The sequence below is a fragment of the Singulisphaera chitinilytica genome (assembly GCF_049331405.1).
Lineage (GTDB): Bacteria > Planctomycetota > Planctomycetia > Isosphaerales > Isosphaeraceae > PoT.
Map to the genome: position 1 here is coordinate 7,738,616 of NZ_CP186274.1, position 25,985 is coordinate 7,764,600.

Below are 25,985 nucleotides of genomic sequence, written 5' to 3' on the forward strand. Positions count from 1 at the left end.
TCAAGTACGTTGGTAATGAGTGCGATAGATCGGCCGCCCCTCGATGCGGTACTTCCGTTCGAAGTTCGTGAGGTAGTCGTGGTCGTGCTCAGGTGCCTTGGGCTCTTCCATGGGCACCTCCTCGAAGAGCGGGCGCGTCGCCATCAGCGAACGCATGACGCCGAAATACTCCTCCACGTCGGTCGCGATCCACAAGTCCCCACCCGGGATGAGCGTGCGCTCGATGTCGTTGACGAGCGGCTCGCCAAAGACCCGCCGCTTCTTGTGGCGCTTCTTCCACCAGGGGTCGGGGAAGTAGACGTGGACCGCGTGCAGGCTCGCGGTCGGGACCTGCCGGGCCATGAAGAGTAGCGCATCGGCCGAGAGCATTCGGACGTTCGCCAACTCGCGTTTGGCGATCTTCTCCGCCCCCTTTAGCGCAAACTTCCGAGCAAGCTCGATCCCGAAGTAATTTCGGGCAGGATTCGCCGTGGCCGCGTTGATGAGGAAAAGGCCCTTGCCCGAGCCAATCTCCACCTCGACGGGATTCTCGTTGTGAAAGACTTTCGACCACGTCACGGGACCAGGCAACTGATCCCGCTCGACCCAGTAGGGATGTAGGTCGGGGCGTGGGCGGGGTTTGGAGACTGGAACGATCGGCGAGGGCGATTCGTCGACGGATCCCGGAAGGGACTCGGAATCCTGGCTCATGACCTACAACCTCGAACGGGACAGGGGCACATCATCCGTGGGAGACTTTCGAGCGTGAAAACCGGATGGCAGGTCGGCTCACTCATCCCGATTCGTCAGGGGCACGCCGATGATCTTCCCGTGATAGACCATGTTCGTCTCGACGAAGCCTTGTGTCTCGAAAATCGTTTGCCTGCGGTGCACGCGCTTGGCCTGAGAGACGAGGATAAGCCGGTCACCAGGGCGGACTTGTCCTCGGAACCGGACGTCCTCGAGGCCGCCGAAACCGATGAATCCACTCTCGATCAGCTTGATCGCGTGACAATAGTAGCTAGAAAGCTGCGCGGCGGCCTCGCAGATGATCACGCCCGGCATGAGCGGATAGTCGGGCATATGCCCGCGGACCCAGAACTCGTCTGGCCCGATGTCTTTGTAACCGATGATCAGATGTCGCTCCGGATCCATCGCGATGATGGCCGTGAGCTGCTCCATTTCGAAACGCTGTGGGTTGCCCTGACGAATCCCTTCCCGATCGACCAGGATCCGGGAGGTGTCAATCGTCGCGGGATCGACCAGGGCCACTGGCGGCATTCCAGCAATTCCTTTCCGAGGATTGATGAGTACCTCGTCGGGTACTCGCTGCGCAGGAAGGAAGAAGCAAGTCGACAAAAAAACCCGCCGGAGCCGACAAACCAGCCCACGGAGAGTAACCAGGACCGACTCCAGATATTGATTATCATGACTTCCCCTCCCCTCTCCGGCAAGGGCTAAGATCCCCAACATCTCACAAAGGGAATGGCTTCATGAGGATAGAGCCCCGAATGCATCGCCAACTTAGAATAATGATCGTTTATAGGTTCCCAAGGTGAAGCCCGCCGACGACCTGAGCTTGGCCCGATGCCTCGGCGGTGAAATCATGGTGCTATTTCCCGACGGGCCATCGCGATGCTGCCCGATTCTTCTGCGTAAACAGGTGGAATCTACAGGTTTGAGGGTACACTACGTTCATGGGTATTGGGGTGGGTAGACGTTCAAGGCTAATCGGGTCGATCTCGAGGAAGCGAATGGCGGCACTCGTGCGGTCTTCGTCGGCGACATCAAGTGATGCCTGGTTTGGCAGGGGGAGTCAGGCGGGCGGATCGTCGTGGATCATTGGGGTAGTCTCTCCTCGTCCGCAAATATGGAACGCCGTCGACAGGCAACTCTCCTACCTATGTCCGATTTCGCCAAGTATTGCGAAGTGGGCCAATTCCTCATCCGCGTCGGGAACATGCCGCCCGCTGTCAGCCTTGTGAGTCGCAGGTCGGACTTGCTTGGCCGGGTGAGCGATCTAGGCCATCCGCAGGTTCCAATGGTACTCGACACTGGGCATGCCAATATCTCGTCGGACATCGTAATGGAGACCATCGAAGCCTGATCGTTGCTCCCGACGACTCATGTCCATGCCAACAACGGCAGGTAGGATGCCCATCTGTCTCCCCCGAGGGGACCATCGATTGGGTGCGTAGGCGACGTGAACTGGGATCGAAAAGATCATGACGGTCTCGGGATGCTCCAATGGATTCGGAACGTTCACGAACGCCCTCAGAAAGTTGACGACGTACTTCTCGCTCGTCTCCAAGTGCGTTGCGTGATCGCCAAGGGCTACTTTTGAAATCTCGACCCTCGACGAGATGACCGGTTATTCCGTCGATGCTGACGGTCCTCGAAGTCGACTGCGACGGTTCTGCGCCCTGGATGGACTAGGGAATCACGAAGTCACCGAGGCCCTCGGTCGGGGCTAAGTCTCCTTCCTGAATGTTGCCGATGAGGAACGCGACGAGGGAATTCGCGCGGAGGGCGCGACGGTCCGGTTACGGATCGAGCCTGCAATTCGATCCGGTCGGCACGCCCAGGGAGGGGCGGGAACGTGATCCCTAACTTGAATCGGCGAGAGGCTATCGGACTCATCGGAGGCCTCGGTGCGGCCGCCTCCACGCTCGCGAACGCCAAGCCGGCCGAGGCTGGCCACGTCGAGGTCGGCCACTATGTGCGACGGCCGGGCGTCCAGGGCCGGATGACCGGTGCGCAGGCCGCCGCCGCCGCACTCTGCTGCGAGGGCGTGCCTTGCGTCTTCGGCGTGCCGGGCGCTCAGAACAATGAGTTCTGGGACGCCCTCAAGGCCCGACGCGTGCCTTATCTGCTCGTGACGAACGAGTCATCCTCAAGCGTCATGGCCGACGCCGCGGCGCGAGCCACCGGTCAGGTTGGCGTCTTCAGCGTCGTCCCCGGCCCCGGCCTGACCAATGCCATGACGGGCATTGGCGAGGCCCTCCTCGACTCCGTTCCGATTGTCGGGATCATCACCGACGTCGACCGACGACCGAGTGCCCCGGTCGGGCAGGTCCACTCGCTCCCGAACGCAGCCCTGCTCCAACCGATCGTCAAGGCGGTGATCGAAGTCCGCCACCAGGCCGAGATTCCTGGCGCGATCCACCAGGCCTATCGCGTGGCTGTCTCGGGCGAGCCCGGCCCCGTGGCCGTCTTGATCCCGTTCACGTATTTCACCGAGGCCTGGGACTACGACCAGCCGGTCCCTCCCCCCTACCCGCTTCCGTTCGATGAGGCCGGCTACCAGCAGATCCTCGCCCGACTGGCCAACAAGAACTGTCGGGTCGGCATCTACGCAGGCCTCGGCTGCGTCGACTCAAGCCCCGGTCTCGTCGCGGTGGCCGAAATGCTCCAGGCGCCCGTGGCGACCTCGGTGAGCGGCAAAGGGTGTATCCCCGACTCGCATCCCCTGGCCGTCGGCTGGGGATACGGCAAGCAAGGGACGCGCGCGGCGGAAAAGGTCTTCAAGGATGTCGATATCGTCCTTGCCGTCGGCGTGCGGTACAGCGAGGTCTCGACCGCCAATTACGCGATCCCGAAGCACAACGTGCTCCACGTCGACGCGAACCCCAACAACCTCGGCCGGAATGTCCCCGCCTGTGCGACGCTGCACGCCGATTCCGGGGTCTTCTTCTCCCGACTGCTCGGCGATGCCGGCCTCCTCCAACGTCCCCCTTCCGATCCGCTCGTCAGGAAGATCCAGGCGGCTCGCGAACTCGACAGGCGTGAGAACTTCACACCGAAGATCAATTCGGCCGTGGATCCGATGTTCTTCCTCGTTCAGCTTCGCCAACTGCTCGGGCCTGATGAACTGCTCTTCGTCGACGTCACGGCCTCGACGCACTGGGCCTCAGAATCCGTCGACGTCCAGGGACCTCGTCGCTACTTCACACCCTCGAACAATCAGAGCATGGGGTGGGCAATCCCGGCGGCGATCGGTGCCCAGAGGGTCCGACCCGACCGCCAGGTCATCTCGATCACCGGCGACGGGTGTTTCCTGATGTCGGCCATCGAGATGAGCACGGCCGCCCGAGCCTGTCTGCCGGTCAAGTTCTTTGTCTTCGACGACGGCGCTTACCACTACATGCAGATGCTCCAGGAGCCGGTCTATCGACGGACCACCGCCACCGAGATCGCCAGGATCGACTATGGTGCCTTTGCCCAGGGAGTCGGCCTCACTTACAACGAGATCTCGGTGAACCCCGATGTGTGCAACGGCATCGGCCGGGCCCTGGCCACCCCCGGGCCCGTCCTGACCCGAGTGGTCGTGAGCTACGAGGGCCGGGAAATCCGCTGGCTCAACGCCTTGAAGACCACCTACCTCAACCGGCTCTCGACCGAGCAAAAGGTCAGGATGGCGAGCCGAGTCGGCGTCCGCTCCCTGAAGCGTCGCCCGGACGACGATTGACCACGATAAGGGCCCGCCGGTCTCGTCTGAGGCTCACAAGAAAGCCAAAGTCACCGGGCGAGTTTTGCCGATAACGAGGCTCGTGTGTGCCGAGCCGGATTTGATCCAGGGCGGTCCAAGTCTAGGTGGGCCGCAAGATTTGAGCTTGCACGTTCGTTTCGCGACCGAGATGGAGACCTGCGGGCCATTCATGGGCTGGTTGGACTTCCTCGATTGGGGAGACCACCGTAAGATGCCCCACCGATGCAGGCAGGGCCGGGTCCGGCGGGAGGCCGACCTGTCCATACCTGCGGCGTTCTTCGGATCAAGTAAGACATGGACGTTCGCACGACTTCGCCTTCCCCCGTCCCGCATACGGAGTTCTTCCCTCCGCCTCGCGAGCCGAGGGGGCCGAGCGTTTGGCTCGCGAAGATCCGGCAGGATCGGCGTGAGCTCATCCAGTTCTGGCCGGTCATTCAGAACATGGTCGTGCAGGACCTGCGCGTCCGCTATCAACGCTCGTTCTTCGGGTTCCTCTGGACCCTGCTCAACCCCATCCTGATGATGGCCACTCTGACTGTGGTCTTCCCGATCCTCTTCCAGCAGCAACGCGAGCACTACATCGTCATCCTCTTCGCGGGGATGGTCCCCTGGAATTTTATGAGCGGCTGCCTGAATGATTGCGCCTTTGCCATCATTCACAATGAAGGTTTGATACGTAAAATCTATCTTCCTAAGTTGGTGTTCCCGCTCACGCGAGTCCTGATCAACCTCACGACGTTTGTCTTCTCCTTTGTGTCACTCTTCCTGATCATGTTGCCGATCGGCGCCAGAGTTTCGCTCCCCATGCTCCTCCTGCCGGTCGTGATCCTACTCTTCACGGCGTTCGCGCTAGGGCTCGGCCTGATCCTCGCGACGGCGAACACGTTCTTCCGGGATTGCGGGCATCTCGTCTCAGTGGTGCTCCAGGCCTGGTATTTCGCGACGCCGATCATCTATGACATGTCGAGGTTCTCGGCGCAGACCCAGCGTTGGTTCTGGCTGAACCCGGCCTTCCCGTTCATCAGGTTGTTCCAGGTCATCCTGTACGATGGGCTCTGGCCGAGTCGGGTCCTCTTTTTGGCGGCTACCGGCATTGCGTCGGTGAGCTTGGGGGTCGGTTATGTCGCGTTCAAGTCTCATGAAGACAAGCTCGTCTTCCGACTCTAAGCGTCATCGGCGGGACGAGAAGGCGCAAGCGGCGACCGATGCCTTGATCGAGCTCAATAACGTCTCGTTGCGGTTCGTCAGCTATCACGACAAGCAATACTCGGTGAAGCGGGCGATGCTCGATCTCCTGCTTCGCCGAGAGAACCCCATGCCGGCGTCCGAATTCTGGGCGATCCGCGGGGTCTCGCTTCGCGTGAAGAAGGGCGAACGCATCGGGATCGTCGGCTCCAACGGCGCCGGCAAGAGCACCCTGCTCCGCCTTCTCGCGCGCATCTATCCGCCGACCTCGGGCAATCTAACGATCCGAGGGACGGTGGCGCCGCTGATCGAGATGGGCGCTGGGTTCAATCAAGAACTCTCGGGGACTGACAACATCCTCCTGAACGGGGCGATGCTGGGCTTCTCAAAGAAGCAGATGCAGGCCAAGGTCGACGGCATCTACAACTTCACCGGACTTCGCGAATTCGCAGACCTGCCGCTGAAATATTATTCCAGCGGTATGTACATGCGACTCGCCTTCGCAATCGCCACCGAGATCGACCCCGACATCCTCATGATCGACGAGTCCCTCGGCGCCGGCGACGCTGCCTTCCTCGAGAAGGCGAAGGCGCGGATCCTGGGCCTCCTCGATCGTTCGAACGTCGTGATCATCGTCTCGCACGACCTCGCCGCATTGCGTCAGATGTGCAACCGAGGCATCTGGATGTGCAAAGGGCAGGTGGCGGCTGATGGTCCGATCGACGAAGTAATCGACACCTATCTCGAAGCGGGCGGGATCTGCGGCTGAGTACGCCAGATCGATTCATCGCTCGAATGGCCTTCCATCCCAGGCATTTCGGGCGGTCGAGGTCAAAGCCCTTCGATAAAGCCAGGGCATCTTGCCTCAAAGGCGTAGGCCGACCTTGACGGTCGGCCACGCCTTCGTATGATGCCCACGCATTGCTGCGCCTGGAGGATGAAGATCGTAGTCTGGGTCAATGGAGTGGCCCGCCCATGATACTCGCCCCACTCACGATCGTAGCCGCATCGTTCCTTGGCTGGGTGGACATCAGCGTCCAGCCGAGCCGAGGCGATCGTTCCCACTCAGCCTACAACCGAAGCGTCGCGAGCATCGACCGACCCAGTGAACGGACGGTTGAGACGCTCAAACGCTACGACCTCGAGCGTCGCTATCGTCACGACGTCGACGGCGCTCTCTCCAGCCTGGAGAAGCTCGCACGCGAGCATCTCGAAGGAGAGCTAGTTTACGCGCTGGCCGAGCTCTCCTGGGTGGACGCCCGTCGTCTCGATCGCTGGCGGAAGGCCGGCGCCATCGACCGATATCTCGACACCGTTGCGTACGCCCACGACTATCTCACCGACCCCGACCTTATCCAGGCGAACCCGCAACGGGGCTCCGACCCGCAATATCGCGTGGCGATGGAGCTCTACAACGCGGGGCTCGAACGCCTGATCCGCGGGGCGCAATCCAAGACGAACAACGCGATCCTCCCCGAGGGGACGATCCGGCTCAAGACGCACGGCGGTGAGCAGGTCCTCCGCGTGGTGCTGAGGAATTCGCCCTGGACCGCGGAGGACATCGACAAGGTCATCCTGGCCTCCGACTTCGAAGTCCTCGGCATGCCCACCCACCCCTATCAGTTCGGGATGGGTGTGCCGCTCATCGGCGTTCGTCTGGCCGACGCGAACCCGCAGGATGGCCGGAACTTCTATCCGCCGGAAATGGCGTTCCCGTTGACAGCGTTCCTTCGACCAACGTCGCGACTCCGCGACGTGAAACAGGCCGTCGAGGAGCCTCGGGAATGTGCCCTTGAACTTATCGATCCGATTCGCAATCGCGACCTCGGGCCTCCTCTCAAGATCCCGGTAGAAGCCGACCTCACCACCCCATTGGCGTACATGTGGTCGCGCACCGATTTGAATCGGTATCGATGGACCGGCCTTCTCCGCCCGGGTGAGGCTCTGGGGCGTGCCAACTTGATGCTCCTGCGCCCGTACGAGCCTGGCAAGATCCCGGTGGTGATGGTCCACGGCCTGATCTCGAGCCCACTGGCCTGGATCCCCATGCTAAACGAGTTGCTCCGCGATCCACGGATCCAGGAGCGCTACCAGTTCATGCTCTACATGTATCCCACCGGCATCCCCTTGCCGATCGCGGCCGCCGGATTGCGGGATTCGCTGAAGTACGCCGAGCAACTCTACAACGCGGATAAGTCCGACCAGAGCTTCGAAAAGATGGTTCTCTTCGGCCACAGCATGGGCGGCCTGTTGAGCCATTCGATGGTCGTCCATAGCGACGACAAGTTCTGGCGGATCAACTCGGACCGACGTTTCAATGAGATCGTCGGCCCGCGAGACGTCCTGGAAGAACTCCAACACTACTTCTTCTTCGAACCGCTTCCCTTCGTGAAGCGCGTGGTCTTCCTCGCGACCCCGCACCACGGTTCCGGAATGAGTCGCGGCGTCGTGGGACGGGTCAGCTCGGGCCTGATCTCCGAACCCGACCACGTTAGCGATCTCCTCGCGCGACTGATCAAGGACAACCCGGATGCCTTCGATCGTCGGAAGTTCCGACGCCTACCGACGAGCATCGAAACGCTGGAACCGGTCACTCCCAACACGCCTTCGATCCTGGGATCATTGCTCACGATGCGCCCGGCGCCCGATGTGGCCTTCCACTCCATCATCGGTTCGAACCGCCCGGGCGGGGTCGCCCAGTCGACGGATGGCGTCGTGCCTTACACGAGCGCCCACCTCGAGGGCGTCCCCGAACTGATCGTGCGCTCGGATCACGGGGTCCAGAAAGACCCCGAGGCGATTCTGGAGGTTCGACGAATCTTGCTGGAGCATTTCGCGGCAAACACCGCGGTACCTCAAAGAGCGGCCGTCGTTCCCCCCGGGCGAAGCCAGTAGTTGGGGTCGGGTCGACCCCAAGGAGTACGAAGCGATGCTCGGGTTTACGCACTTGAAGAATGCCTTCAGCGGAGGCCTCTGGCTCCTCCGCAGCTCCGGCCTTCGCCAGAAGCTCGAGGAGCTTGAGCGTCGGTCCACCAATTCTGATGTCAACACGCGCCAGCTCGGAGAAATCGTCGAGGAGGTCCGTCGCCTCTCCCAGCGGGTCGAGGCGATGGAAGGACTCGCCCGAGAGTCGTTCCGCCTGGACGAGCGTCGCTGGGCGGAGCTGGGACATCGTCTCGATGCATTCGCTCGCGATGTCGGCGGCAATGCCGCCAGGGTTGAGCAACGGCTCACCGACATCGGGATCACGGCTCAGGGCACTCATGACCGCGCCGTCGAAGTCTTGCAGAAGGCCGACCGCATGGATTTCCTCATGCGATCGCGTAGCCGAATCTTCGGCCACGAGATGTACCTCGACCCGAATGACTCAATCGTCTCTCCGTTCCTGCTCCGTGACGGGTACTTCGAGCCCTACGAAACGGCCCTGATCGCTTCGCAGGTTCGTCAGGGCGACGTAGTCCTCGATATCGGGGCGAACATCGGCTATTACACCCTGATCCTCGCCCGACTCGTCGGTGAGACAGGGCGGGTCTATGCGTTCGAGCCCGATCCCAACAACTTCGAGCTCCTCCGCAAGAACGTCAGGGCGAACGGCTATCAGAATGTGATTTACATCAAGAAAGCCGTGTCCGACAAGACGGGGCCGCTCTCGCTCTACCTCTGTCCCGACAACAAAGGGGATCACCGGATCTACGATTCTCAGGATGATCGCGAGACGTTGTCGATCGAGGCTGTGACCCTGGACGAGCACTTCTCCGACTTCCAGGGCCAGATCAACTTCATCAAGATGGACATCCAGGGGGCGGAAGGGCGAGCGGTCAAGGGGATGAAGAAACTCCTTGCCCAGCACCCCGAGACGGCGATGATCACGGAGTTCTGGCCCGCCGGCCTCGAACGTAGCGGGGTTTCTGCGACCGACTATCTCTCCGATCTGGAAGAGCTTGGATTCCAACTCTTCCGTATCGACGAGGAGGAGGAGTCGACGGAACTCACCACGCGAGACGAATTGATCGAGAAGTATCCCTCGACACGCGAGGACTTCGGCAACATTTTCTGTGCACGTCCCGCATGATCCCGGGTTCTGTCTGTCGCCAATCGTCTCGTTCGCCGGTTGGCCTTATTTCCGGGAAACGCCTATGCCCACTCGGGTTGTGCAAAGCAGTCGAAACCGGTAGTAATCCTGCGCGACGCGATTACGATGATCGCCTCGCCTGATCCGATCCCAGAGGAGTGCGTCCTCGTTGTCTGGCCTTTGAACGGCGAGGCCGCGACGCACTTCGGTCCATCAGTTCCCCAAGGATGAGGGCGAACGATGCTATTCAATACGTTCCATTTCGCCTATTTCGCGGCGATACTGTTCCCGCTGTACTGGATCCTTCCTCATCGCCCTCAGAACTACTTGTTATTGGCGGCGAGTTATTATTTCTATGCCTGCTGGGAGCCTGTATTCCTCTCGCTCCTCATCCTCTCGACGGTGATGGACTTCGCATGCGGGCTCGCGGTGGATCGGATCGAAGACCGTCGCAAGCGCAAATTGTTCGTCGCACTGAGCATGGCCCTGAACCTCGGCATGCTCGGCTACTTTAAATATTACAACTTCTTTGCGGAGAGCCTCCACGACGCCCTACTCCGCGGCGGTCTGAACGTCCCGATTTCGCAATTGAAGGTCGTGCTACCGATCGGGATCTCGTTCTATACGTTCCAGTCGATGAGTTACGTGATCGACGTCTACCGCCGTGACATCAAGCCGACCCGGAACATCGTCGAATTCGCCGCATTCGTCTCGTTCTTCCCCCACCTCGTCGCCGGGCCGATCATGCGTCCCACGACGCTCTTGCCCCAGATCGAGCGGCCGAGGAAGTTCGACATCCAGCAGTTTTACCGGGGAATCTACCTGATCTTCTGGGGGCTGACCAAGAAGGTCGTCGTCGCCGACAACCTCGCGTTGATCGTCAATGACCTCTTCGGGCGCTGGGAGACGATCGACGGCGGGCTCGCCCTGATCGCGATTTATGCCTTCGCCTTCCAGATCTACTGCGACTTCTCCGGCTACACCGACGCCGCGAGGGGTATCGCCAAGTGCCTTGGCTTCGAGCTGGCGCTCAACTTCAACCTGCCGTATTTCGCGACCAGCCCGCAGGAGTTCTGGAGCCGCTGGCACATCAGCCTCTCGACCTGGTTACGCGATTACCTGTACATCCCCCTGGGCGGTAGCCGAGGCAGTCAGGTCAAGTTGTATCGCAACTTGATGCTGACCATGATCATCGGGGGGCTTTGGCACGGAGCCGCCTGGACCTTCGTGCTCTGGGGTTTCTATCAAGGGGCATTGCTCGTCGTGCACCGACTCTGCCGACCTCTCCTCGACCGGATCCGCCCTACGGATCTGATCGATCGGGCGTGCTGGAAGGCTTTGCGGATCTTCGTCACGTTCCACCTAGTCTGCTTCGGCTGGCTGATCTTCCGGGCCAATTCGATCGCGCAGCTTAAGGGCATGATCGCGGCCGTTGTCTACCGACCGGCGATCCCGGCTTCCGCCTACATCCTCCCGGTGGCGATCGTCATCCTCCCGTTGCTCATCTACCAGGTCGCCCAGTTCCTCTCGAAGGATCTGGATGTGATGGCGCGTACGCCCTGGTATGTGCGTAGCGTCTTCTACACGGCATGCTTCTACGCGTTCGTCCTCGGCGGCGAGTTCGGCGGCGGTCAGTTCATCTACTTTCAGTTCTGAGCGAGGCGATGAGCCGATGAGCACGCCCGGACCGAAGCGTCGAAGGTCATCCGTTCCCCTGGGATTTCTCGGTACGCTCGCACTGATCGCGGGCGTCGAGGCGACTCTCCGACGACACACGGACGACTTCTCCAGGCCCGAATCCGCCAACTGGAATTTCGCGTCGACCAGAGCTTCGCGCGATTCCAGAAATACGGAAGTGCTGGGCCTGGGGACGAGTCTGGTCAAATACGGCGTGCAGTCTCGTGTCATCCAGCGAGTGACGGGGAAGCGGACGTACAACCTGGCCGTCTTCGGCGGGCAGATGCCCTCGAGTTATTTCATCCTGAAGCAAGCCATTGCCTCGGGGGCTGCTCCGAAGGTCTTGCTGCTGGATTGCCAGGATGGACCTATCCCGAAAGAACATCTTGGGGAGCGTCAGGAAGGGATTGAGAGCAATCTGCGCTGGTGGCCTCAAATCCTTTCCTTCCATGATGCCTTCGACCTCGCCTGGCACACGCATGACGCCGGCCTCTTCGCCGACATCGCGGTGGCTAAATTGCTCCCTTCCTACCGCATGCGTAATGAAGTCCGCTTGAGTGTCCAAGCGTCACTCCGAGGCCAGCCTGTCTTCTCGACCGAAGACATCCGCTCATTACGCCGCAACTGGGTCATGAATCGAGGCACTCACGTCGCGCCTCGCAAACCATCGACGGAGCCCGCGCCTTCGCCCGATTCAAAGGTCTCCCCCGAACCATTTAATAAAAGGCAATTCGGGCTCAACACGCTGTCGCGAGTGTATGCCCAGAAGCTGTTCGCGTTGACCAATCAGAATGGCATCCGAGTCCTCTGGCTCCTACCGCCGATAGGCCCCGCAGCCCAGTTGGATCGAGACAGGGTAGGTCTCGACTCGTACTTCACCGAACTGGCCAGGTGGGCCCAGTCGCAGTCGAACCTCGTCACCGTGGTCGATGGCCGTAGAGCCAATTACAGTTCGGCCACCTTTGCCGACACCGTACACCTCGATCGCTCGGGTGGGTACACGTTCAGTCATGACGTTGCCCAGGTGGTCAAGCATGCTCTCGAGCAGCCGGAGACTTTACCTCGCTGGCTCGAACTCCCCCCCTATCGCGAGATCGCCGAAAACTTCCCCGTCGAGGACGTGGGCCAGTCGCGTATCGCGATCACGAACGACGGGAACGCTCGCCGCTGAGCGCCTTCCAAACCTATGCTGAGTGCTGCCTTTGACCGGCACCTGAAGTCAGGCCGCGGATGCGACAACGTATCTGTATTCGGCAATGCAATGGTTGCAGGCGTCCGAGGCTTCGATCGTTAGACCGATCGAGCCTCGCCTGTTCCAAGCCGAGGGAAGTGATTGGAGAGAAACTCGGCTCAGCCAGCCCTGAGGCGTTCGCTCATGAGTTCGAGCTCGCCGGCGATGGCTGGATGAGCTCGCTCATCGGCCATGGCGTCGAGGGACTGTTGCAGCGTATCAACCTGGCGCTGGAGTCGAACCAACTCGCGGACGACCTGATCCATCAACACGATCGACTCGTCGGAAACCACGACGATTGGATGGGGGCGCTGGACCGCCTCCATGCATTGCGTGAGATGAGCATGGATCTTGCGTACGAAAGGGCGGCGGATGGGTCGGGTGAACTGCCAAGCCTTCTTGACGATCGCCTTGATGAGGCCTTTCATCAATCACCTCGTTGGAATACTGGGATGCACGGATCGACCGACGACGAGCCTGCGGCCATCAAATCGTCGATCGCAAAGAATCTCGATGCGGAGCCAGGCTTAAGGGTTTTCTTCGGGCCTGCTCGCGCGTCGTCTTGTGTAATGTGTGAGAGCGTTCGATCACTTCAACATACTGCTTGGCGACCCGAGACCACTCGTGATGGGTCGCCACGTAATCCCAGGCGGAGTCGCCCAGGATTACACGGGTCTTTGAATCACGGGCAAGTTCGAGGCACATGCGCGTCAGTTCTCGGGGTCCGTTCTCGTCCCACTTGACCCGACGGACGACGTCATTGGGGTAGTCCGAGAACGTCGCTACGTCGGTGACGATCGTCGCGATCCCGGCCGAGAGCAGGTAGAGGAGCGCCCCGGAGGTCTCGCCGTTCGTCGGAGGCTTCCTGAGGTTCACGCCAACATCCGTCACCGTGGCCAGGTCCGCGAAATCCTCGATCGATGTCCGACCCAGGAATCGCGAACGCTCTTGAAGGCCCAGGCTCGCGGCGTGACGACGCACGATGCCGCCATCGGCATCCTCACCGACGAACAGGAAGATCGCCTTGTCATTCTCGTCGGCCACCACCTTGAAGGCGTCGAGGGCCTCGGGGCTCAGCTTCTCGGGATGAATGAAACCGAAGCTTGCGAAGACGAGGGCATCTTGCGGGATGTTGAAGCGTTCGCGGATCGCGCGGCGTCGCTCGGGTGAGCGGTCTTTGGGCTGAATGCCGTGCGGGATCATCGCCATCTTGTCCAGGTATTCGGGCGATCCCTTGCGGACCTGCTCGACGCACCAGGGAGAATGGACGATCACCGAGGTCGAGGCGTCGATCAGGCGGCGATTCAGATACCAGCCGGACTCCGCACAATTCCTCACGGCGACTTCCAGGTCGGTCGTCCAGCCCTTGCTGGTCAGCTCAATTTTCTCCGCGTCTTCCGGATACCAGCGGAGGAGTTGGTCGCGAAGATATTCCTTGGCCCCGCCGCGAGGCTGGCCGTAATGGAGGTGGAAGCCGGCGAGGCAGAAATCGTGCAGGGTCACGACGCCAGGGACGTTGAGCATCGTCTCGTACATGTAGCTATGATAGCGCGAGTTGCCCATCTGGTAGACGACCGCGTGGTAGTCTTCCTGGGGCGCGAACCGGGCGAAGAGCCGATAGTCTCGGGCCCGGAACTCGTCGCTCGCCAGCGCCGTCTCGGGGACGTAGCCGGCATCGTGATACAAGTCGATGCGGTAGGTCTTGCTCAGGTCGCCAAGTAGGAGCTGCGAATAGTCGGACACTCCCGACTTGCGAGGGGGGAGCGGCGAGAAGAAGGCGATCCGAGGCTTGCTGTGATGCGACCGATGAGCCCGCAACCGCCTGAGCCGGGGCGAGGTTTCAGGAGGTTGGCCCACGAGCGCATCCATGGCGAGCTTGCCCGTATGATCCCAGCGGAACTTATCCGCTTGAGGCAACGCGTTCTCCTGGAGCTTACGCCTGAGCTGGGAGTCGGTAAGCACCCTGGCCAGCTTCTCGGCGACGTCGTTGGGATCACTTACGTTGGCGAGAAGTCCGGCCTCGCCGACGACCTCGATCTGCGACGAGTTATTTCCCGCAACGACCACGGCACCGCAGCTCAGGGCCTCGAGGATCGGCAGGCCGAAGCCCTCGTACACCGAGGGGAAGACGAAGGCCTTGCACTGCTGATAGAGGGTCAGGAGGGCCTCGTCACTGACTTTACGCGTGACCACGAGGGCGTCCTCTATCCCGCGATCCCTAGCCTCTTGATTGAGCCACTCCACCTCTTCCTCGGCCAATCCAAAGGCGAGGACGAGTTGATGCGTCGCCCGGAGTTCCTCCGGCAAACGGGAGAAGATGTCGATCAGGCCGAAGCTATTCTTGCGCTCGTCCATGCCGCCGACATTCAGGATGAACGGCTTGTGGATGTCGAGGTCTTCGAGCGTCTTTCGCGACGTGTTGGAGACCGGGTAGCGCTCATCCGGCTTGAAGAACAGGTGGTCGGTCGCCGCGCTGATGTTCACGATCTGCCCTTCGGGCAAGCCGAGGAGCGACTGCGTGTCGCGCTGTGTCGACTCGGAGATCGCCAGAAGGATATCGTAGCGGCGGAGATCCTCGAGGACCCGGTAGAAGCGGGTCAGGGTCGCGCTCGACGCCGACTCGTTCTGGAAGAGGAACGGGATCATGTCGTAGACGACCGCCGCCATCCGGATCGAGCTGCCCGCGGGCTTGGCGGGCGGCGTGTAATTGCACCAGTGCTCGAAGGGACTGAGCACGAGGAAGGCGTCGAGGGCGTCTGGATTGTGCCGGATCAAGTTGTCGACGGCCTGCGAGACGGTGGAGACTCCGAGCTCGGGCTCAGTCCGGATCCAGCGTGTCGACGTCTTCGGATGACTGGGTATCAGGTCGGTTGGAAGGTTCTCGTGCGCATAGAGCACATATTCATGCTGGTCATTCCTTTCGAGGAGGGCCGAGACCAGGTGTCCACTGTATCGCCCGATGCCCCGATGGCCGTGGTGCGGGGACTGGACGGCCAACATATCGATACCGATTCGCACGAGGACAACCTCCCTGTCGTTCTATTCCCATCCTGGGAATCGCCGGGGAAGTTATCCATCTGGACCCGATCCGTCAACGCCAAGCCCGCTCCAGACCTTGAGTTCGCTTCCGGCCTGCACCGCGGCGCGATACCATCGCAAAGGACGAATTCCGCAGGACAGACGATCCTGAGTTTTGAGGAAACGCGATGCCATCACCCGGAGCCCGACTGCGAGCCGCCTGGGCCGAAGAATCCGTGATGATCCCCGGCACCTTTAATGCGCTCACAGCCAAGATGGCCGAGCGCCTGGGGTATCGGGCGGTCTACCTCTCCGGGGGAGCCTTATCCGCGGGCTGGGCCGGCCTCCCCGACATCGGCCTCCTGAGCCTGACCGAGTTCGTCGATCAGGCGGCCGTCATTGCACGAGCGACGAACCTCCCCCTGCTCTGCGACGCGGACACGGGCTTCGGAGAGGCCATCAACGTCGAACGTACCGTGCGGTTGTTCGAGCAGGCCGGAGTTGCGGGGATCCACCTCGAGGATCAGGTCCTACCCAAGCGTTGCGGACATCTCTCGGGAAAATCCGTCGTCGACACTTCGACGATGGTTGCCAAAATCCGCGCCGCCGTGGCGGCAAGGAAAGACCCCGACTTCGTCATCGTGGCTCGTACCGATGCCCGCAATGTCGAGAGCTTCGAGTCGGCCGTCGACCGTGCCCACGCTTACCTCGAGGCGGGGGCGGACATGATCTTCCCCGAAGCCCTCGAGTCGGTGCAGGAGTTCGCCGCGTTCGCCGAACAAGTCGAGGCGCCGAAGCTGGCCAACATGACGGAATTCGGTAAGAGTCCCATGCTCTCAATGCAAGAACTCGCCACCTTCGACTATCGGGCCGTGCTATTCCCCCTGACGGCGTTCCGGGTCGCGATGCGAGCCGCGGAGGACTTGCTACGAGAGCTCAAGGAGCGAGGTACACAGCGAGACCTTCTCGACCGCATGCAGAAGCGCAGCGAGCTCTATGAGGTCCTCGGCTACCAGGATTGGGAGGCGAAGGATCGGGCCTATTTCGGCGGAGATGACGCTTCCGACGAGCCGACAAGCGAGGCCTGATTTTCGTTTTGTAAGAACGGACACGCCGCCAAGTAATTCAAATCGTGCTCCAACAATCCTTCACGGGACGACACCCAAGCTCTTATACCATTCGGAAGAAACAGGCATCTTCCAGATTTCCCATGTTGATCAAAGTCCCAAACTTTGAAAAACATGGGAAATAGCTTGGACATGTGTGCGACCAGAATACACCAGAGAAATCGGATTGGGCGTAGGTAGGCGTCGACGGCAACGAACGAAATCTGGGCCACAAGTGTCAACGAAGTCACAATTTGCGAGCGGGGGGCAATCAAAGCGCGGGGCGATTGACCCCCCTCAACGTTCTGTTAAAGTAGAAGACCATCTTGGGAGCGTTGACCTACCAAGATTCGGGCAAGCTCGCTCCCCTTACGTCATTTCGCGAAATCGAAATCCGACGGTGGGAAGTCGGGTTCATGGATCTTCTATTCAACTTTCGTTCGCGTGGCCCAGAGGCCGACTATCCTCGACGCGATTTTCGTCGGGCGTAGTCGGATGAGGCCGGCGCTGAAGACGACAATTCTCCCCCTCAGCCGCGACTAAGGATACATGCATTGTCGAGCCTCATGATCGGCCTATTGCTTGCGATTTTCGCGCCGGCGGTCATCTCGACAGCGACCTGGATTCGGCAATATCTGCCGAGCCTGGGTGGTGCATCCCTTCTGCGCTGGCTTCAGGCCGATCAACGGCCTGAGGGGTTAGAACGGTATGGGAAACGATTGCCTTGCGGGTATCTCCCGCGATCGGGTGATTGGGCCTGGATAGCGGTGGGCTGCGGGGGACCCCCTGGCGTGCTCACTGCGTCCTGGCTCGAGTCGAGACGGCTTGGACTGAGGGATTTCCCTCTGGCTAGGTCGAGTCCTTAATCCCATCGAGTTCGGTCCCAAACCGGAAACCGGCTCTCGTCGTTGAACGCGTCGGTATCGAATTGCCTCGCAAGCCCTCACCTGCGGTCCCCGTGCGCTTGAAAGCGGGATGCGGCGGCGCGTCGAAAGACTACCTTTTGCGGAAAGGCGAGGCGCCGACGTGGACGGGGCAACCATTGGGGGCCTGATCGGATTGCTCGTCGGGACCTTCGGAGGACTTGTTGGAGCCGTCCTCTATTCCCGATTGCGGGCCCAATCGGCCCGCGGACTGGCCGAGCAAATCATCGAATCGGCCAAGCGGGAGGGAGATAACATCCGCAAAGAGGCCGACCTCGAAGCGAAGGAGGAATCCCTCCGACGTCGCGAGGCGCTCGACTATGAAGTCGACACGGCCCGCAAAGAAGTGCGCGAGCAGGAACGCCGGCTCGAGAAACGCGCCGACATCCTCGATCAGAAGCTCGAGCTAATCACGAAGAAAGAGCGCGAGTTCGAATCCGTCCAGCGCTATTGTGCCGACCAGCAAGAGGAACTGAACCTCCGGAATCAGGAGGTCAAACAGATCCTCATCGCCCAGAAAGACGAGCTGCATCGTCTATCCCAACTCGGACCCGACGACGCCAGGGCCCTCCTGCTTCGCCGGATCGAGGACGAGCTGCGTCACGAGGTCGGCGGGATCGTCCTCAAATACGAGCAGACGCTTCGGGAAACGAGTCAGCAGAAGGCTCGGGAAATCCTCGCCACGGCGATCCAGCGCTATGCGGCCTCTCATACGGCCGAGACGACCGTCAGCACCGTTGACATACCGACCGACGACATGAAGGGACGGATTATCGGTCGAGAGGGTCGGAACATTCGCGCCTTCGAGAAGATCACCGGCGTTGACGTGATCGTCGACGACACGCCGGGGATCGTCATCGTTACCGGGTTCGACAACATCAGGCGTGAGATCGCCAAGATCTCCCTCGAGAAGCTGATCCTGGACGGCCGGATCCACCCCACTCGCATCGAAGAGATCGTCAAGGAAACGCAGGAAGAGATGGAATTGCACATCCGGCAACTCGGTCAGGCCGCCGCGCAGGAAGCGAACGTGCCCGGCCTACATGAGAAGCTGCTGGACTTCCTCGGCCGCCTCAAATTCCGCACAAGCTACTCGCAGAATGTCCTGCGACACTCCATCGAGGTCGCCTTCCTGACTGGACTCCTCGCCGAGGAAATCGGCCTCGACGGGGCGATCGGCCGGCGTTGCGGCCTCTTGCACGACATCGGCAAGGCGGCCGATCACGAGATGGAAGGCGGCCACCCGGCGATCGGCGGGGAACTGACCAAGAGGTACGGCGAGCGGTCGGAGGTCGTCCACGCGGCCCTCGGCCACCACGACGACCTCAGGCCCGAGACTCCTTACACCGTCCTCGTTGCCGCCGCCGACGCCATCAGCGCGAGCCGACCCGGAGCGAGGCGCGAGACGCTCGAGAAGTACGTCCGGCGGCTCGAGGAACTCGAGGCGCTCGCTTGCGGCTTCCCCGGCGTCGAGCAGGCCTTTGCCGTTCAAGCTGGGCGCGAGATTCGCGTCATCGCCGATAGCCAACGCCTCGACGATCCTGCTGCGGCCAAGCTCTGCCGTGACATCGCCCGCGCCGTCCAGGAGCAACTTACGTATCCTGGTGAGGTCAAGGTGACCGTCTTGAGGGAGACGAGGAGCATCGAGTTCGCCCGGTGACGCCTCGTGCCTTTCGTCCGCCAGTCACCGATCATCCACTCACGTCGAAAGCCAGGTTAGCTCACTCATGCCTCTCAAGATCCTGTTCATCGGCGACGTGGTGGGCTCTCCCGGGCGCAGGATTGTCAGCCAGGTGCTCCCTCGCCTGATCCGACGCTGGGACCTGGATCTGGTGATCTGCAACGGCGAGAACGCGGCAGGGGGATCGGGATTCACCAGGACCTGTCATGAGGACCTCGTCGACGCGGGGGTAGACGTCTTCACCCTGGGCGACCACGTCTATCGCAAGGATGAGGTCTTCGCCCTCTTCGAGCAAACCGATCGCTTGCTCAGGCCCGCCAACTTCCCGCACGACTCACCCGGCGAGGAATCGGTTGTCGTCGAGGCCAAGGACGGGACGCCCGTCGGGGTGTTCACCCTCCTCGGCCGGACATTCATGAAGCCGGTCGACTGCCCGTTCCGCGCGGCCGACCGCGTACTCGACTCGATTTCGCGCATGGCCAAGGTCATCGTCGTCGACTTCCACGCCGAGGCCACCAGCGATAAGCAATTGATGGGGCGGTATCTCGACGGTCGGGTCTCGGCGGTCCTGGGCACGCATACGCACGTCCCCACGGCCGACGAGGCCATCCTGCCCAACGGCACCGCCTACCAGTCCGACGTCGGCATGACGGGACCGCACGACTCGATCCTGGGACGGCGTTACGACAGGGTACTGGCGGCGACCCTCACTAACGTCCCGCACTATTTCGAAGTCGCGACTGGCGATCCCCGCCTCAACGGCGCGCTTCTCGAAATCAATGCCGACACGGGGCATGCCCTCTCGATTAAGCGGGTGTCGATCAATCAGGAGGAAGTCCAGCGACTCTTGCTTGAGTCGTCACCTTAACATCTCACGAGAATGAGTTGCCCTCGATCGACCTGAGCCCGCCACACAATCGAGGCCTTAGCGAATCCCACGGCAACCGTCGCTGCTTCCTCGATGGGTAAGATCTGCAAGCGGATTCGTATTCAGACCGTGGTCCCGGCGACACTGGGTAGCGATCGAGGATGATCCTGGGATCGATCAAGCGGAACGTTCTTCTTGATCGATGAGGATGTCGGCCGATCTCTCTCGCACTCTGAGCGGTCCTTGGCTCGCAGATCCCGAATCGCGTTCATCATCCTTTCGGTGACCTGGTTCAACGTTTCCCTATCATATCGATCCTGAACGGGAATGTCGGACAGGTCGATGGGAGGACCGAATCGGACGGAGGCGTTGGATGTGGTAATGACCGCTTTCAGGACGTCGTTCGTCCTCGGGGTCCCGCGGATATAGGCCGGGAAGACTGGGACACGAGCCTGGAGAGCCAGGAACGCTGCGCCTGACTTGCCCTCGCCCAGTTCCTCGCCCGAGGTCGGCAGGATTCGGCCTTCAGGGAACACCGGGACCACTCGCCCTTCTTCCAGGGTTCGGAGGGCTGCCCTCGTCGCCGCCAGGTCGTGACCGTCCCTGCGTACGGGGATGCACCCGAGTCGTACGCAGAGCCAGTGGATCGGCTTGGCCTCATAGTACTCGCGTGCGATGAGGAACCCGAGCACTCGATTGCAGCCAGACTGCAGCAGGAGATGGTCGATGCCGCAGGTGTGGTTGGCGATCAGGATGGCGGGGCCGACATCGGGAAGAGATGACCGCTGCTTGATCTCTAGATGGTGCCAGAGTGCGCAATAACTCTGGGTGATCCAGTACAAGATCCTGAGGATCCCATGAATCTCAGGCCGACCCGCTTCGGAAGGCATCAGGAGCCACGGGGCTACGAGGAAGAGGGCTGCGATTATCAACAGGAGGGATGAGCTGATCATGGAATCGCCGGGGCACGAGGTCACTGTTGCGGCCGTACTCTTTTCAACTCCCTGCGTGAAGTGATAGAGATTGTGCCACAAGCATGCCGGACCGGCATCAAGTGCCCGCCTCTCGGCGGATCCTACACAGAATCAGGCGGCCGCATCTCGCTTATTGAGTCGGTGACGAGCCATGGCGACCCCGGCGAGGACTCCGGCCCAGAGGAGACAGGTAGAGGGTTCGGGGACGGGGACCGCTGCAATCTCGAGGTCTCCGTCAATCTCCTGCTGGCCTGTCGAGAAGCTGGCGAGGCTGTTCCGGTCGAAGTTGCTGCTCTTCATGTCGTCGATGGCCTTCTGGCTGAATGTCGTGTGCGGGTCGGTCAGCACCGGCCAGGTGGCAGTGGCCGCATCGAGGAATTGCCCGGTCTGGTCATCGTGCGCGGCGACGCCGAAGGAGTGCATCAGTTCGTGAGAAATGTTGTGTGCGAGGGCCCATTCGAGGTCTGAGAGAGTCGTGGCTCCGTCGAGCTTGTCGATGAAGCTGAACCCGTCACCGCCGACGTTGGTGATGCCGATCGCATTCGGATTCGGCCCGTAGGACGTGTTCGACACGACACTCATCGTGTGATTCGCCCGGACTGACGGGTCGGTCGTGATCGAGGGATTGAGCCCGCCGCTCTGAAGGAACGTGCTCTGCACATTCTGGAGGACCGAGCTCTCGAACGCGTCTTGCTGGGCGGCGTTCGGCTCCTGACCCCCGAAGAACTTCTCGACGGCGGGGCTGGTGTACCAGGGTTGTCCGCTCCCCGTCGTGAGCGACGATGCTTCCGCGTAAGGACCGCCGCCGAAATTGATGTAGGCGTCGGCTGCCGCCGGTGCGCTCGCGGTGGAGATGGCTGGAGCCTGCCTCGCATCGTTGATGATTTGCCGAAGGCTGGAAACCCTGGCCGTCCAGTTCCAATACCTGGGAGCACCATTCGCTGTCACCGGGTCGGCGACCGCCGTCGTCGCTGCGATTCCCAGGATCAGGACGAAGCCAGAGCACACCTTGGCAACGGACATCACGAACCTCCTGTTCGGGGGATTTCAGGAAGCCATCATGGCATCAAATCAAGATGTGTAAGGCGAATTACTTTGCGAGATGGGATAACTGCGGGCGGCGTCGCACTCAACTGCAAGGATAGTGCCGATTGGAGGGATTATAGCGAAGGGTCGCTGTTCCGCCAGTCCACTTGGGCCGGAAAAAAAGCCTCAACCCAGGAGCGGATGAGGGCTTGCGAGATCGCTTCGTGGCCTCAGGCCCCTTCGCCCATCGGCATGTAAGTATCGAAAATGGGTCTGGTCTGAGAAGGAAGGAGTTACAAACGACGAGTAGGATTCACAAAGAATTGATTCAATCACCCGATCATAATCACGCGAATTGGAAACCTCCGCTGCTTGATCCGTGACGCGTCGCTTGTCTCGCTGAAACCAGGCGTCGAGGAATGACGCTCTCCGATTGGGGGCAAAGACTTAGCGAGGTTCCTTCGCTTGATTTTTGATTGCGGACGAAAAAATGCGTGGCTATAATCCCCTTCCGTGACTCGTGAGTGGCCGGATGTGTCGCCTGCGTTGTACCCCTACACGCACAAGTCCGCTTCGTCGATGGTCGGACTTGCATACCATTTGGACGACGACCGACCACCGGGTGCATCTGAAGGAGTGATTTCGGTGAATTTCTCGCACAAGATGTTGTCCGCTCTCTCCGGCATGACGCTCTCCTTGGCTTTGATCAGCGGCTGCACCGAGGAACCGGCTACGGAAGCCCCGACCGCAACCGAGACGCCTTCGGCCACCCCCGCCCCGACCAAGACCGAGCCGACCCCGACCCCGGCCCCGCCCGTCGAAGCCCCGACCCCGGCCCCGAAGGCTGAAGAAGCCAAGCCGGCCGAAGCCCCGAAGGCTGAAGAAGCCAAGCCGGCCGAAGCCCCGAAGGCTGAAGAAGCCAAGCCGGCCGAAGCCCCCGCTCCTAAGTGAGCTGGGCCCTCGGCTTTCATTCGATATGAATGCTGAACCACGCCGCCTTCCTTGCAATCGAGGAAGGCGGCGTTTTTCGTTGGGTGACTCGAGAGTGGTCTTCAATCATTCACCCGATTGGCGGGGTCTCTCAAGACCCGCCCTGGATGACAGGATTGATCAGCGTCCCGATCCCTTCCATCGTGATTTTTACAACATCGCCCGAATTGAGGCTGAACTCGTCGGGGGGGACGATGCCCGTTCCCGTGAGCAGGATCACGCCGTGCGGGAAGCTACTGTCCCGGCCGAGCCACTGGATCAGGTCTCCGAAGGTTCTCGCCATCTTGGCGGTCGAAGTCTTGCCGTGGAAAACTTGCTTGGAGTTGCGTTCGATCTCGATCTGAATCTCGATCGCAGTGGGATCCGAGAGGGTCGAGGCTAGTCGAATCGTCGGGCCGAGACCGCAGCAGGCGTCGTAGACCTTGGCCTGAGGGAGATACAAGGGGTTCACCCCTTCGATGTCTCGCGCGCTCATGTCATTGCCAACGGTGAAACCAACAAGTCGCAATGATGAAGAAAGGACGAGTGCGAGCTCAGGCTCGGGCACGGACCACTTGCTGTCGCGTCGAACACGGACGAGTTGGCCTGGGCCGGCCACTCGGCTCGGCGTGGCCTTGAAGAAAAGCTCAGGCCGATCGGCGCGGTAGACCAAGTCATAGAAGGTGGCCCCCTGCTCCGACTCCTCCTGGCGGGCCACCTTGCTCCGCTCATAAGTCACGCCTGCACCCCAGACCTCCTGATGATCCATGGGGGCGAGCAACTGGACGGTCTCGAGCGGCAGGGTGTTCGAGCCGGCTGAGAGGGCCTTGCGCACTCGATCTTCGAGGTCCTCGGCCTCGATCAACTCGGTGAGCAGCGTTTTGCCCTGGCCGATGGGAGTGATCCGATCGTCCTCGACCACCCCGACCCAGGGGGTAGTGTCGGTGCCCGAACGATACTTGGCGATGCGCATGCCCACGTCCTCATTTCTGGTGGTCGACGCGGCCAGTCGGACTCGAGCGAGGACGATCTGTCCCTCACGGAGTTGACGATTGGCGTCAAGATTGTGCGTGTCTCAGCCGATTATGAGGAATTGAACGGGGGTGTCTATCCTTCCTCGATTTCGGATCGAGGGGGCGTGTCGGGGAATCTGTGAGCGCCGGTCGGGCTGGCGGAAATTCCAGTTTTCTCGTAAAGAAAGTTTTCTCTGGCACTGCTTCCGCGCCGGCGTGGGATTTCCACGGGTGCGGACACCCCCGGGAGGCAAGGATGCCGCAGAGAATCGTCGTCGTAGGACATGCCGCAATTACGTGCCTCGGTCCGAACATGGACCTGACTTGGCAACGACTGATTCGCGGCGAATCCGGCATCCAGAAGCATGAAGCCTTCTCCGGCGGCGACTTCCTCCAGGACATTGCGGGGGTCGTCCCCGACTTCGGCCCGGGCACCCCTAACGCCGACCCGGCTGTCTCCAAGCTCGAGGCCCGCTGTATCCACCTCGCCCTCGCCGCCGCGAGAGAAGCCTGGGCACAAGCGGGGCCCGGCGTATCTGCTTGCGATCCGCACCGCGTCGCGGTCCTTGTGGGCTCGGCCTTGGGGGGGCTCGACCTACTCGACACCGAGCAGGCCCAGATGATGAACCGGAAGAATCGGGCTATCAGCCCCTTCGTGATCCCCGGCCTGATCATCAATCAGTGTGCCGGGCAGATCTCGCAGCACCTCGGCCTCTACGGCCCGAGCGTCGCCCCGGCCAACGCCTGTGCCTCAGGTGGACATGCCATCGCCCTCGGCTCGATGTTCCTGAAGTCGGGCGAGGCCGAGATCGCCATCTGCGGCGCTGCCGAGAGCGCCTTCACGCCAGCCGTCGTGAACGGCTTCGCCACGATGAAGGCCTTGCTCGGGAAGCGTCGCGAGGATCGATCGCTGACCGACCCGTCACAGTCGAGCCGGCCTTTCAGCGCCGACCGCGCGGGGTTCGTCCTTTCCGAGGGAGCGGGCATGGTCGTACTCGCCACCGAGGCTGCCGCGAAGAAGTACGATTTGCCGATCCAGGCCGTCTATCATGGACATGCCATCAACTCGGATGGATATCACATGTCCATGCCGAGCAAGGAAAAGATTGTCCATTGTTTGAATTCGGCGCTGAATAGGGCGGAAATCCGGCCGGAAGATGTCGATTATTACAATGCCCACGGTACGAGCACGGTCGTGAACGACCGGACCGAGACCGAGGTGCTCAAGGAGGTCTTCGGCGCTCAGGCGGCTCGACTGCCCGTCAGTTCCATCAAGGGTGCCATCGGTCACAGCCTCGGTGCCGCATCGGCGATCGAGGCGGCGGTGAGCGTCAGGACGCTGCAGGAGCAGTTGATTCCCCCCACGATCAACCACCTTCGCGATCCCGAACTCGACCTCGACTACGTGCCGGGCGAGGCCCGATCAGCCCAGGTTGAGACGGTGATGAGTGCCTCGTTCGGTTTTGGTGGAACGAATAACGCCCTGATATTCGGGAGATGGAAGGGATGAGCGACCCGGCACTCATTTCGCAGGTGACAGCCATCGTGCGAAAGGCGGGCAAGGTCCCCGCCAACGTCCTGATCACCACCGACTCGCGAATGGTCGAGGACCTGAACATCGACTCGCTCGACCTCGTGGATGTCATCCTGAAGATCCAGGACGAGTTCGACGTGGTCGTCGAGGACGACGACCTCCCGTTGTTGCTCAGCGTCGCCGACCTCGTGAATTACATCTCCGTCCGTCGCAACCGGGCCGTGGCCTGACACGCGGCTG

The 25,985-nt window shown here is 61.2% G+C and carries 20 protein-coding genes; 13 read left to right on the forward strand and 7 right to left on the reverse strand.

Going from position 1 to position 25,985, the window contains the following annotated elements:
• A complete protein-coding gene (gene trmB / locus ACOYYX_RS30190) occupies window positions 1-690 on the reverse strand; it encodes a tRNA (guanosine(46)-N7)-methyltransferase TrmB (protein WP_422926413.1) in 690 nt (229 codons plus the stop codon).
• A gap of 78 nt (window positions 691-768) precedes the next feature.
• Window positions 769-1,260, reverse strand: a complete 492-nt coding sequence (locus tag ACOYYX_RS30195; protein ID WP_422931683.1) for a 3-hydroxyacyl-ACP dehydratase FabZ family protein — start codon at window positions 1,258-1,260, stop codon at window positions 769-771.
• Between the two features lie 1,318 nt (window positions 1,261-2,578).
• Here ACOYYX_RS30195 and ACOYYX_RS30200 point away from each other — a divergent pair.
• The 7 genes from ACOYYX_RS30200 to ACOYYX_RS30230 all read left to right on the forward strand — a co-directional run bounded on the left by ACOYYX_RS30200 (window position 2,579) and on the right by ACOYYX_RS30230 (window position 12,573).
• Entirely contained in the window at window positions 2,579-4,447 is a 1,869-nt protein-coding gene (locus ACOYYX_RS30200) for a thiamine pyrophosphate-binding protein (protein WP_422926414.1), read from the forward strand.
• 315 nt (window positions 4,448-4,762) lie between these two features.
• Window positions 4,763-5,635, forward strand: coding sequence for an ABC transporter permease (locus ACOYYX_RS30205; RefSeq protein WP_422926415.1), 873 nt, complete (start codon window positions 4,763-4,765; stop codon window positions 5,633-5,635).
• Between the two features lie 43 nt (window positions 5,636-5,678).
• Complete coding sequence (locus tag ACOYYX_RS30210; RefSeq protein WP_422926416.1) at window positions 5,679-6,422, forward strand: ABC transporter ATP-binding protein; 744 nt, start codon at window positions 5,679-5,681, stop codon at window positions 6,420-6,422.
• 206 nt (window positions 6,423-6,628) lie between these two features.
• Complete coding sequence (locus ACOYYX_RS30215) at window positions 6,629-8,548, forward strand: esterase/lipase family protein (protein WP_422926417.1); 1,920 nt, start codon at window positions 6,629-6,631, stop codon at window positions 8,546-8,548.
• A 34-nt stretch (window positions 8,549-8,582) separates the two neighbouring features.
• Window positions 8,583-9,725 (forward strand): FkbM family methyltransferase, encoded by a 1,143-nt coding sequence (locus ACOYYX_RS30220; protein ID WP_422926418.1) that lies wholly within the window; start codon window positions 8,583-8,585, stop codon window positions 9,723-9,725.
• Window positions 9,726-9,965: 240 nt separating this feature from the next.
• Window positions 9,966-11,381 carry an MBOAT family O-acyltransferase gene (locus tag ACOYYX_RS30225; RefSeq protein WP_422926419.1) on the forward strand — a complete coding sequence of 472 codons (1,416 nt, stop codon included), beginning with the start codon at window positions 9,966-9,968 and terminating at the stop codon, window positions 11,379-11,381.
• 16 nt (window positions 11,382-11,397) lie between these two features.
• Window positions 11,398-12,573 carry a hypothetical protein gene (locus tag ACOYYX_RS30230; protein WP_422926420.1) on the forward strand — a complete coding sequence of 392 codons (1,176 nt, stop codon included), beginning with the start codon at window positions 11,398-11,400 and terminating at the stop codon, window positions 12,571-12,573.
• Between the two features lie 179 nt (window positions 12,574-12,752).
• Here the strand turns inward: ACOYYX_RS30230 and ACOYYX_RS30235 are convergent, their stop codons facing one another.
• On the reverse strand, window positions 12,753-13,061 hold the full coding sequence (locus ACOYYX_RS30235; RefSeq protein ID WP_422926421.1) for a hypothetical protein: 309 nt from the start codon (window positions 13,059-13,061) through the stop codon (window positions 12,753-12,755).
• Between the two features lie 58 nt (window positions 13,062-13,119).
• Window positions 13,120-15,651: a glycosyltransferase gene (locus ACOYYX_RS30240; protein WP_422926422.1), complete on the reverse strand. Its 2,532-nt coding sequence runs from the start codon at window positions 15,649-15,651 to the stop codon at window positions 13,120-13,122.
• A gap of 188 nt (window positions 15,652-15,839) precedes the next feature.
• On the opposite strand from ACOYYX_RS30240, the gene prpB reads away from it, so the two are divergent.
• The 3 genes from prpB to ACOYYX_RS30255 all read left to right on the forward strand — a co-directional run bounded on the left by prpB (window position 15,840) and on the right by ACOYYX_RS30255 (window position 20,229).
• A complete protein-coding gene (prpB, locus tag ACOYYX_RS30245; RefSeq protein WP_422926423.1) occupies window positions 15,840-16,739 on the forward strand; it encodes a methylisocitrate lyase in 900 nt (299 codons plus the stop codon).
• Between the two features lie 1,044 nt (window positions 16,740-17,783).
• The gene (gene rny, locus ACOYYX_RS30250) at window positions 17,784-19,340 is read left to right on the forward strand and encodes a ribonuclease Y (RefSeq protein WP_422926424.1); all 1,557 of its coding nucleotides are present in this window, start codon (window positions 17,784-17,786) and stop codon (window positions 19,338-19,340) included.
• Window positions 19,341-19,407: 67 nt separating this feature from the next.
• Window positions 19,408-20,229 (forward strand): TIGR00282 family metallophosphoesterase, encoded by an 822-nt coding sequence (locus tag ACOYYX_RS30255; RefSeq protein ID WP_422926425.1) that lies wholly within the window; start codon window positions 19,408-19,410, stop codon window positions 20,227-20,229.
• A 122-nt stretch (window positions 20,230-20,351) separates the two neighbouring features.
• Here the strand turns inward: ACOYYX_RS30255 and ACOYYX_RS30260 are convergent, their stop codons facing one another.
• Window positions 20,352-21,071, reverse strand: a complete 720-nt coding sequence (locus ACOYYX_RS30260) for a lysophospholipid acyltransferase family protein (protein ID WP_422926426.1) — start codon at window positions 21,069-21,071, stop codon at window positions 20,352-20,354.
• A 243-nt stretch (window positions 21,072-21,314) separates the two neighbouring features.
• Complete coding sequence (locus tag ACOYYX_RS30265; protein WP_422926427.1) at window positions 21,315-22,226, reverse strand: hypothetical protein; 912 nt, start codon at window positions 22,224-22,226, stop codon at window positions 21,315-21,317.
• A gap of 648 nt (window positions 22,227-22,874) precedes the next feature.
• On the opposite strand from ACOYYX_RS30265, the gene ACOYYX_RS30270 reads away from it, so the two are divergent.
• Window positions 22,875-23,180: a hypothetical protein gene (locus ACOYYX_RS30270; protein WP_422926428.1), complete on the forward strand. Its 306-nt coding sequence runs from the start codon at window positions 22,875-22,877 to the stop codon at window positions 23,178-23,180.
• A 130-nt stretch (window positions 23,181-23,310) separates the two neighbouring features.
• Here the strand turns inward: ACOYYX_RS30270 and ACOYYX_RS30275 are convergent, their stop codons facing one another.
• Window positions 23,311-24,171, reverse strand: a complete 861-nt coding sequence (locus tag ACOYYX_RS30275; RefSeq protein WP_422926429.1) for a fumarylacetoacetate hydrolase family protein — start codon at window positions 24,169-24,171, stop codon at window positions 23,311-23,313.
• Between the two features lie 296 nt (window positions 24,172-24,467).
• Here ACOYYX_RS30275 and ACOYYX_RS30280 point away from each other — a divergent pair, with 296 nt between their 5' ends.
• Window positions 24,468-25,721, forward strand: a complete 1,254-nt coding sequence (locus tag ACOYYX_RS30280) for a beta-ketoacyl-[acyl-carrier-protein] synthase family protein (RefSeq protein WP_422926430.1) — start codon at window positions 24,468-24,470, stop codon at window positions 25,719-25,721.
• Entirely contained in the window at window positions 25,718-25,975 is a 258-nt protein-coding gene (locus tag ACOYYX_RS30285) for an acyl carrier protein (RefSeq protein WP_422926431.1), read from the forward strand. Before ACOYYX_RS30280 ends, ACOYYX_RS30285 begins: the two co-directional genes overlap by 4 nt.
• Window positions 25,976-25,985 lie beyond the last annotated feature (10 nt).

What these genes read in the sequence shown, in the direction of transcription:
- trmB (WP_422926413.1), bottom strand. Translation starts at nt 690, where the DNA reads ATGAGCCAGGATTCCGAGTCCCTTCCGGGATCCGTCGACGAATCGCCC.
- ACOYYX_RS30195 (WP_422931683.1), bottom strand. Translation starts at nt 1,260, where the DNA reads ATGCCGCCAGTGGCCCTGGTCGATCCCGCGACGATTGACACCTCCCGG.
- ACOYYX_RS30205 (WP_422926415.1), top strand. Translation starts at nt 4,763, where the DNA reads ATGGACGTTCGCACGACTTCGCCTTCCCCCGTCCCGCATACGGAGTTC.
- ACOYYX_RS30215 (WP_422926417.1), top strand. Translation starts at nt 6,629, where the DNA reads ATGATACTCGCCCCACTCACGATCGTAGCCGCATCGTTCCTTGGCTGG.
- ACOYYX_RS30220 (WP_422926418.1), top strand. Translation starts at nt 8,583, where the DNA reads ATGCTCGGGTTTACGCACTTGAAGAATGCCTTCAGCGGAGGCCTCTGG.
- ACOYYX_RS30225 (WP_422926419.1), top strand. Translation starts at nt 9,966, where the DNA reads ATGCTATTCAATACGTTCCATTTCGCCTATTTCGCGGCGATACTGTTC.
- ACOYYX_RS30230 (WP_422926420.1), top strand. Translation starts at nt 11,398, where the DNA reads ATGAGCACGCCCGGACCGAAGCGTCGAAGGTCATCCGTTCCCCTGGGA.
- ACOYYX_RS30235 (WP_422926421.1), bottom strand. Translation starts at nt 13,061, where the DNA reads ATGAAAGGCCTCATCAAGGCGATCGTCAAGAAGGCTTGGCAGTTCACC.
- prpB (WP_422926423.1), top strand. Translation starts at nt 15,840, where the DNA reads ATGCCATCACCCGGAGCCCGACTGCGAGCCGCCTGGGCCGAAGAATCC.
- ACOYYX_RS30255 (WP_422926425.1), top strand. Translation starts at nt 19,408, where the DNA reads ATGCCTCTCAAGATCCTGTTCATCGGCGACGTGGTGGGCTCTCCCGGG.
- ACOYYX_RS30265 (WP_422926427.1), bottom strand. Translation starts at nt 22,226, where the DNA reads ATGTCCGTTGCCAAGGTGTGCTCTGGCTTCGTCCTGATCCTGGGAATC.
- ACOYYX_RS30275 (WP_422926429.1), bottom strand. Translation starts at nt 24,171, where the DNA reads ATGCGCATCGCCAAGTATCGTTCGGGCACCGACACTACCCCCTGGGTC.
- ACOYYX_RS30280 (WP_422926430.1), top strand. Translation starts at nt 24,468, where the DNA reads ATGCCGCAGAGAATCGTCGTCGTAGGACATGCCGCAATTACGTGCCTC.
- ACOYYX_RS30285 (WP_422926431.1), top strand. Translation starts at nt 25,718, where the DNA reads ATGAGCGACCCGGCACTCATTTCGCAGGTGACAGCCATCGTGCGAAAG.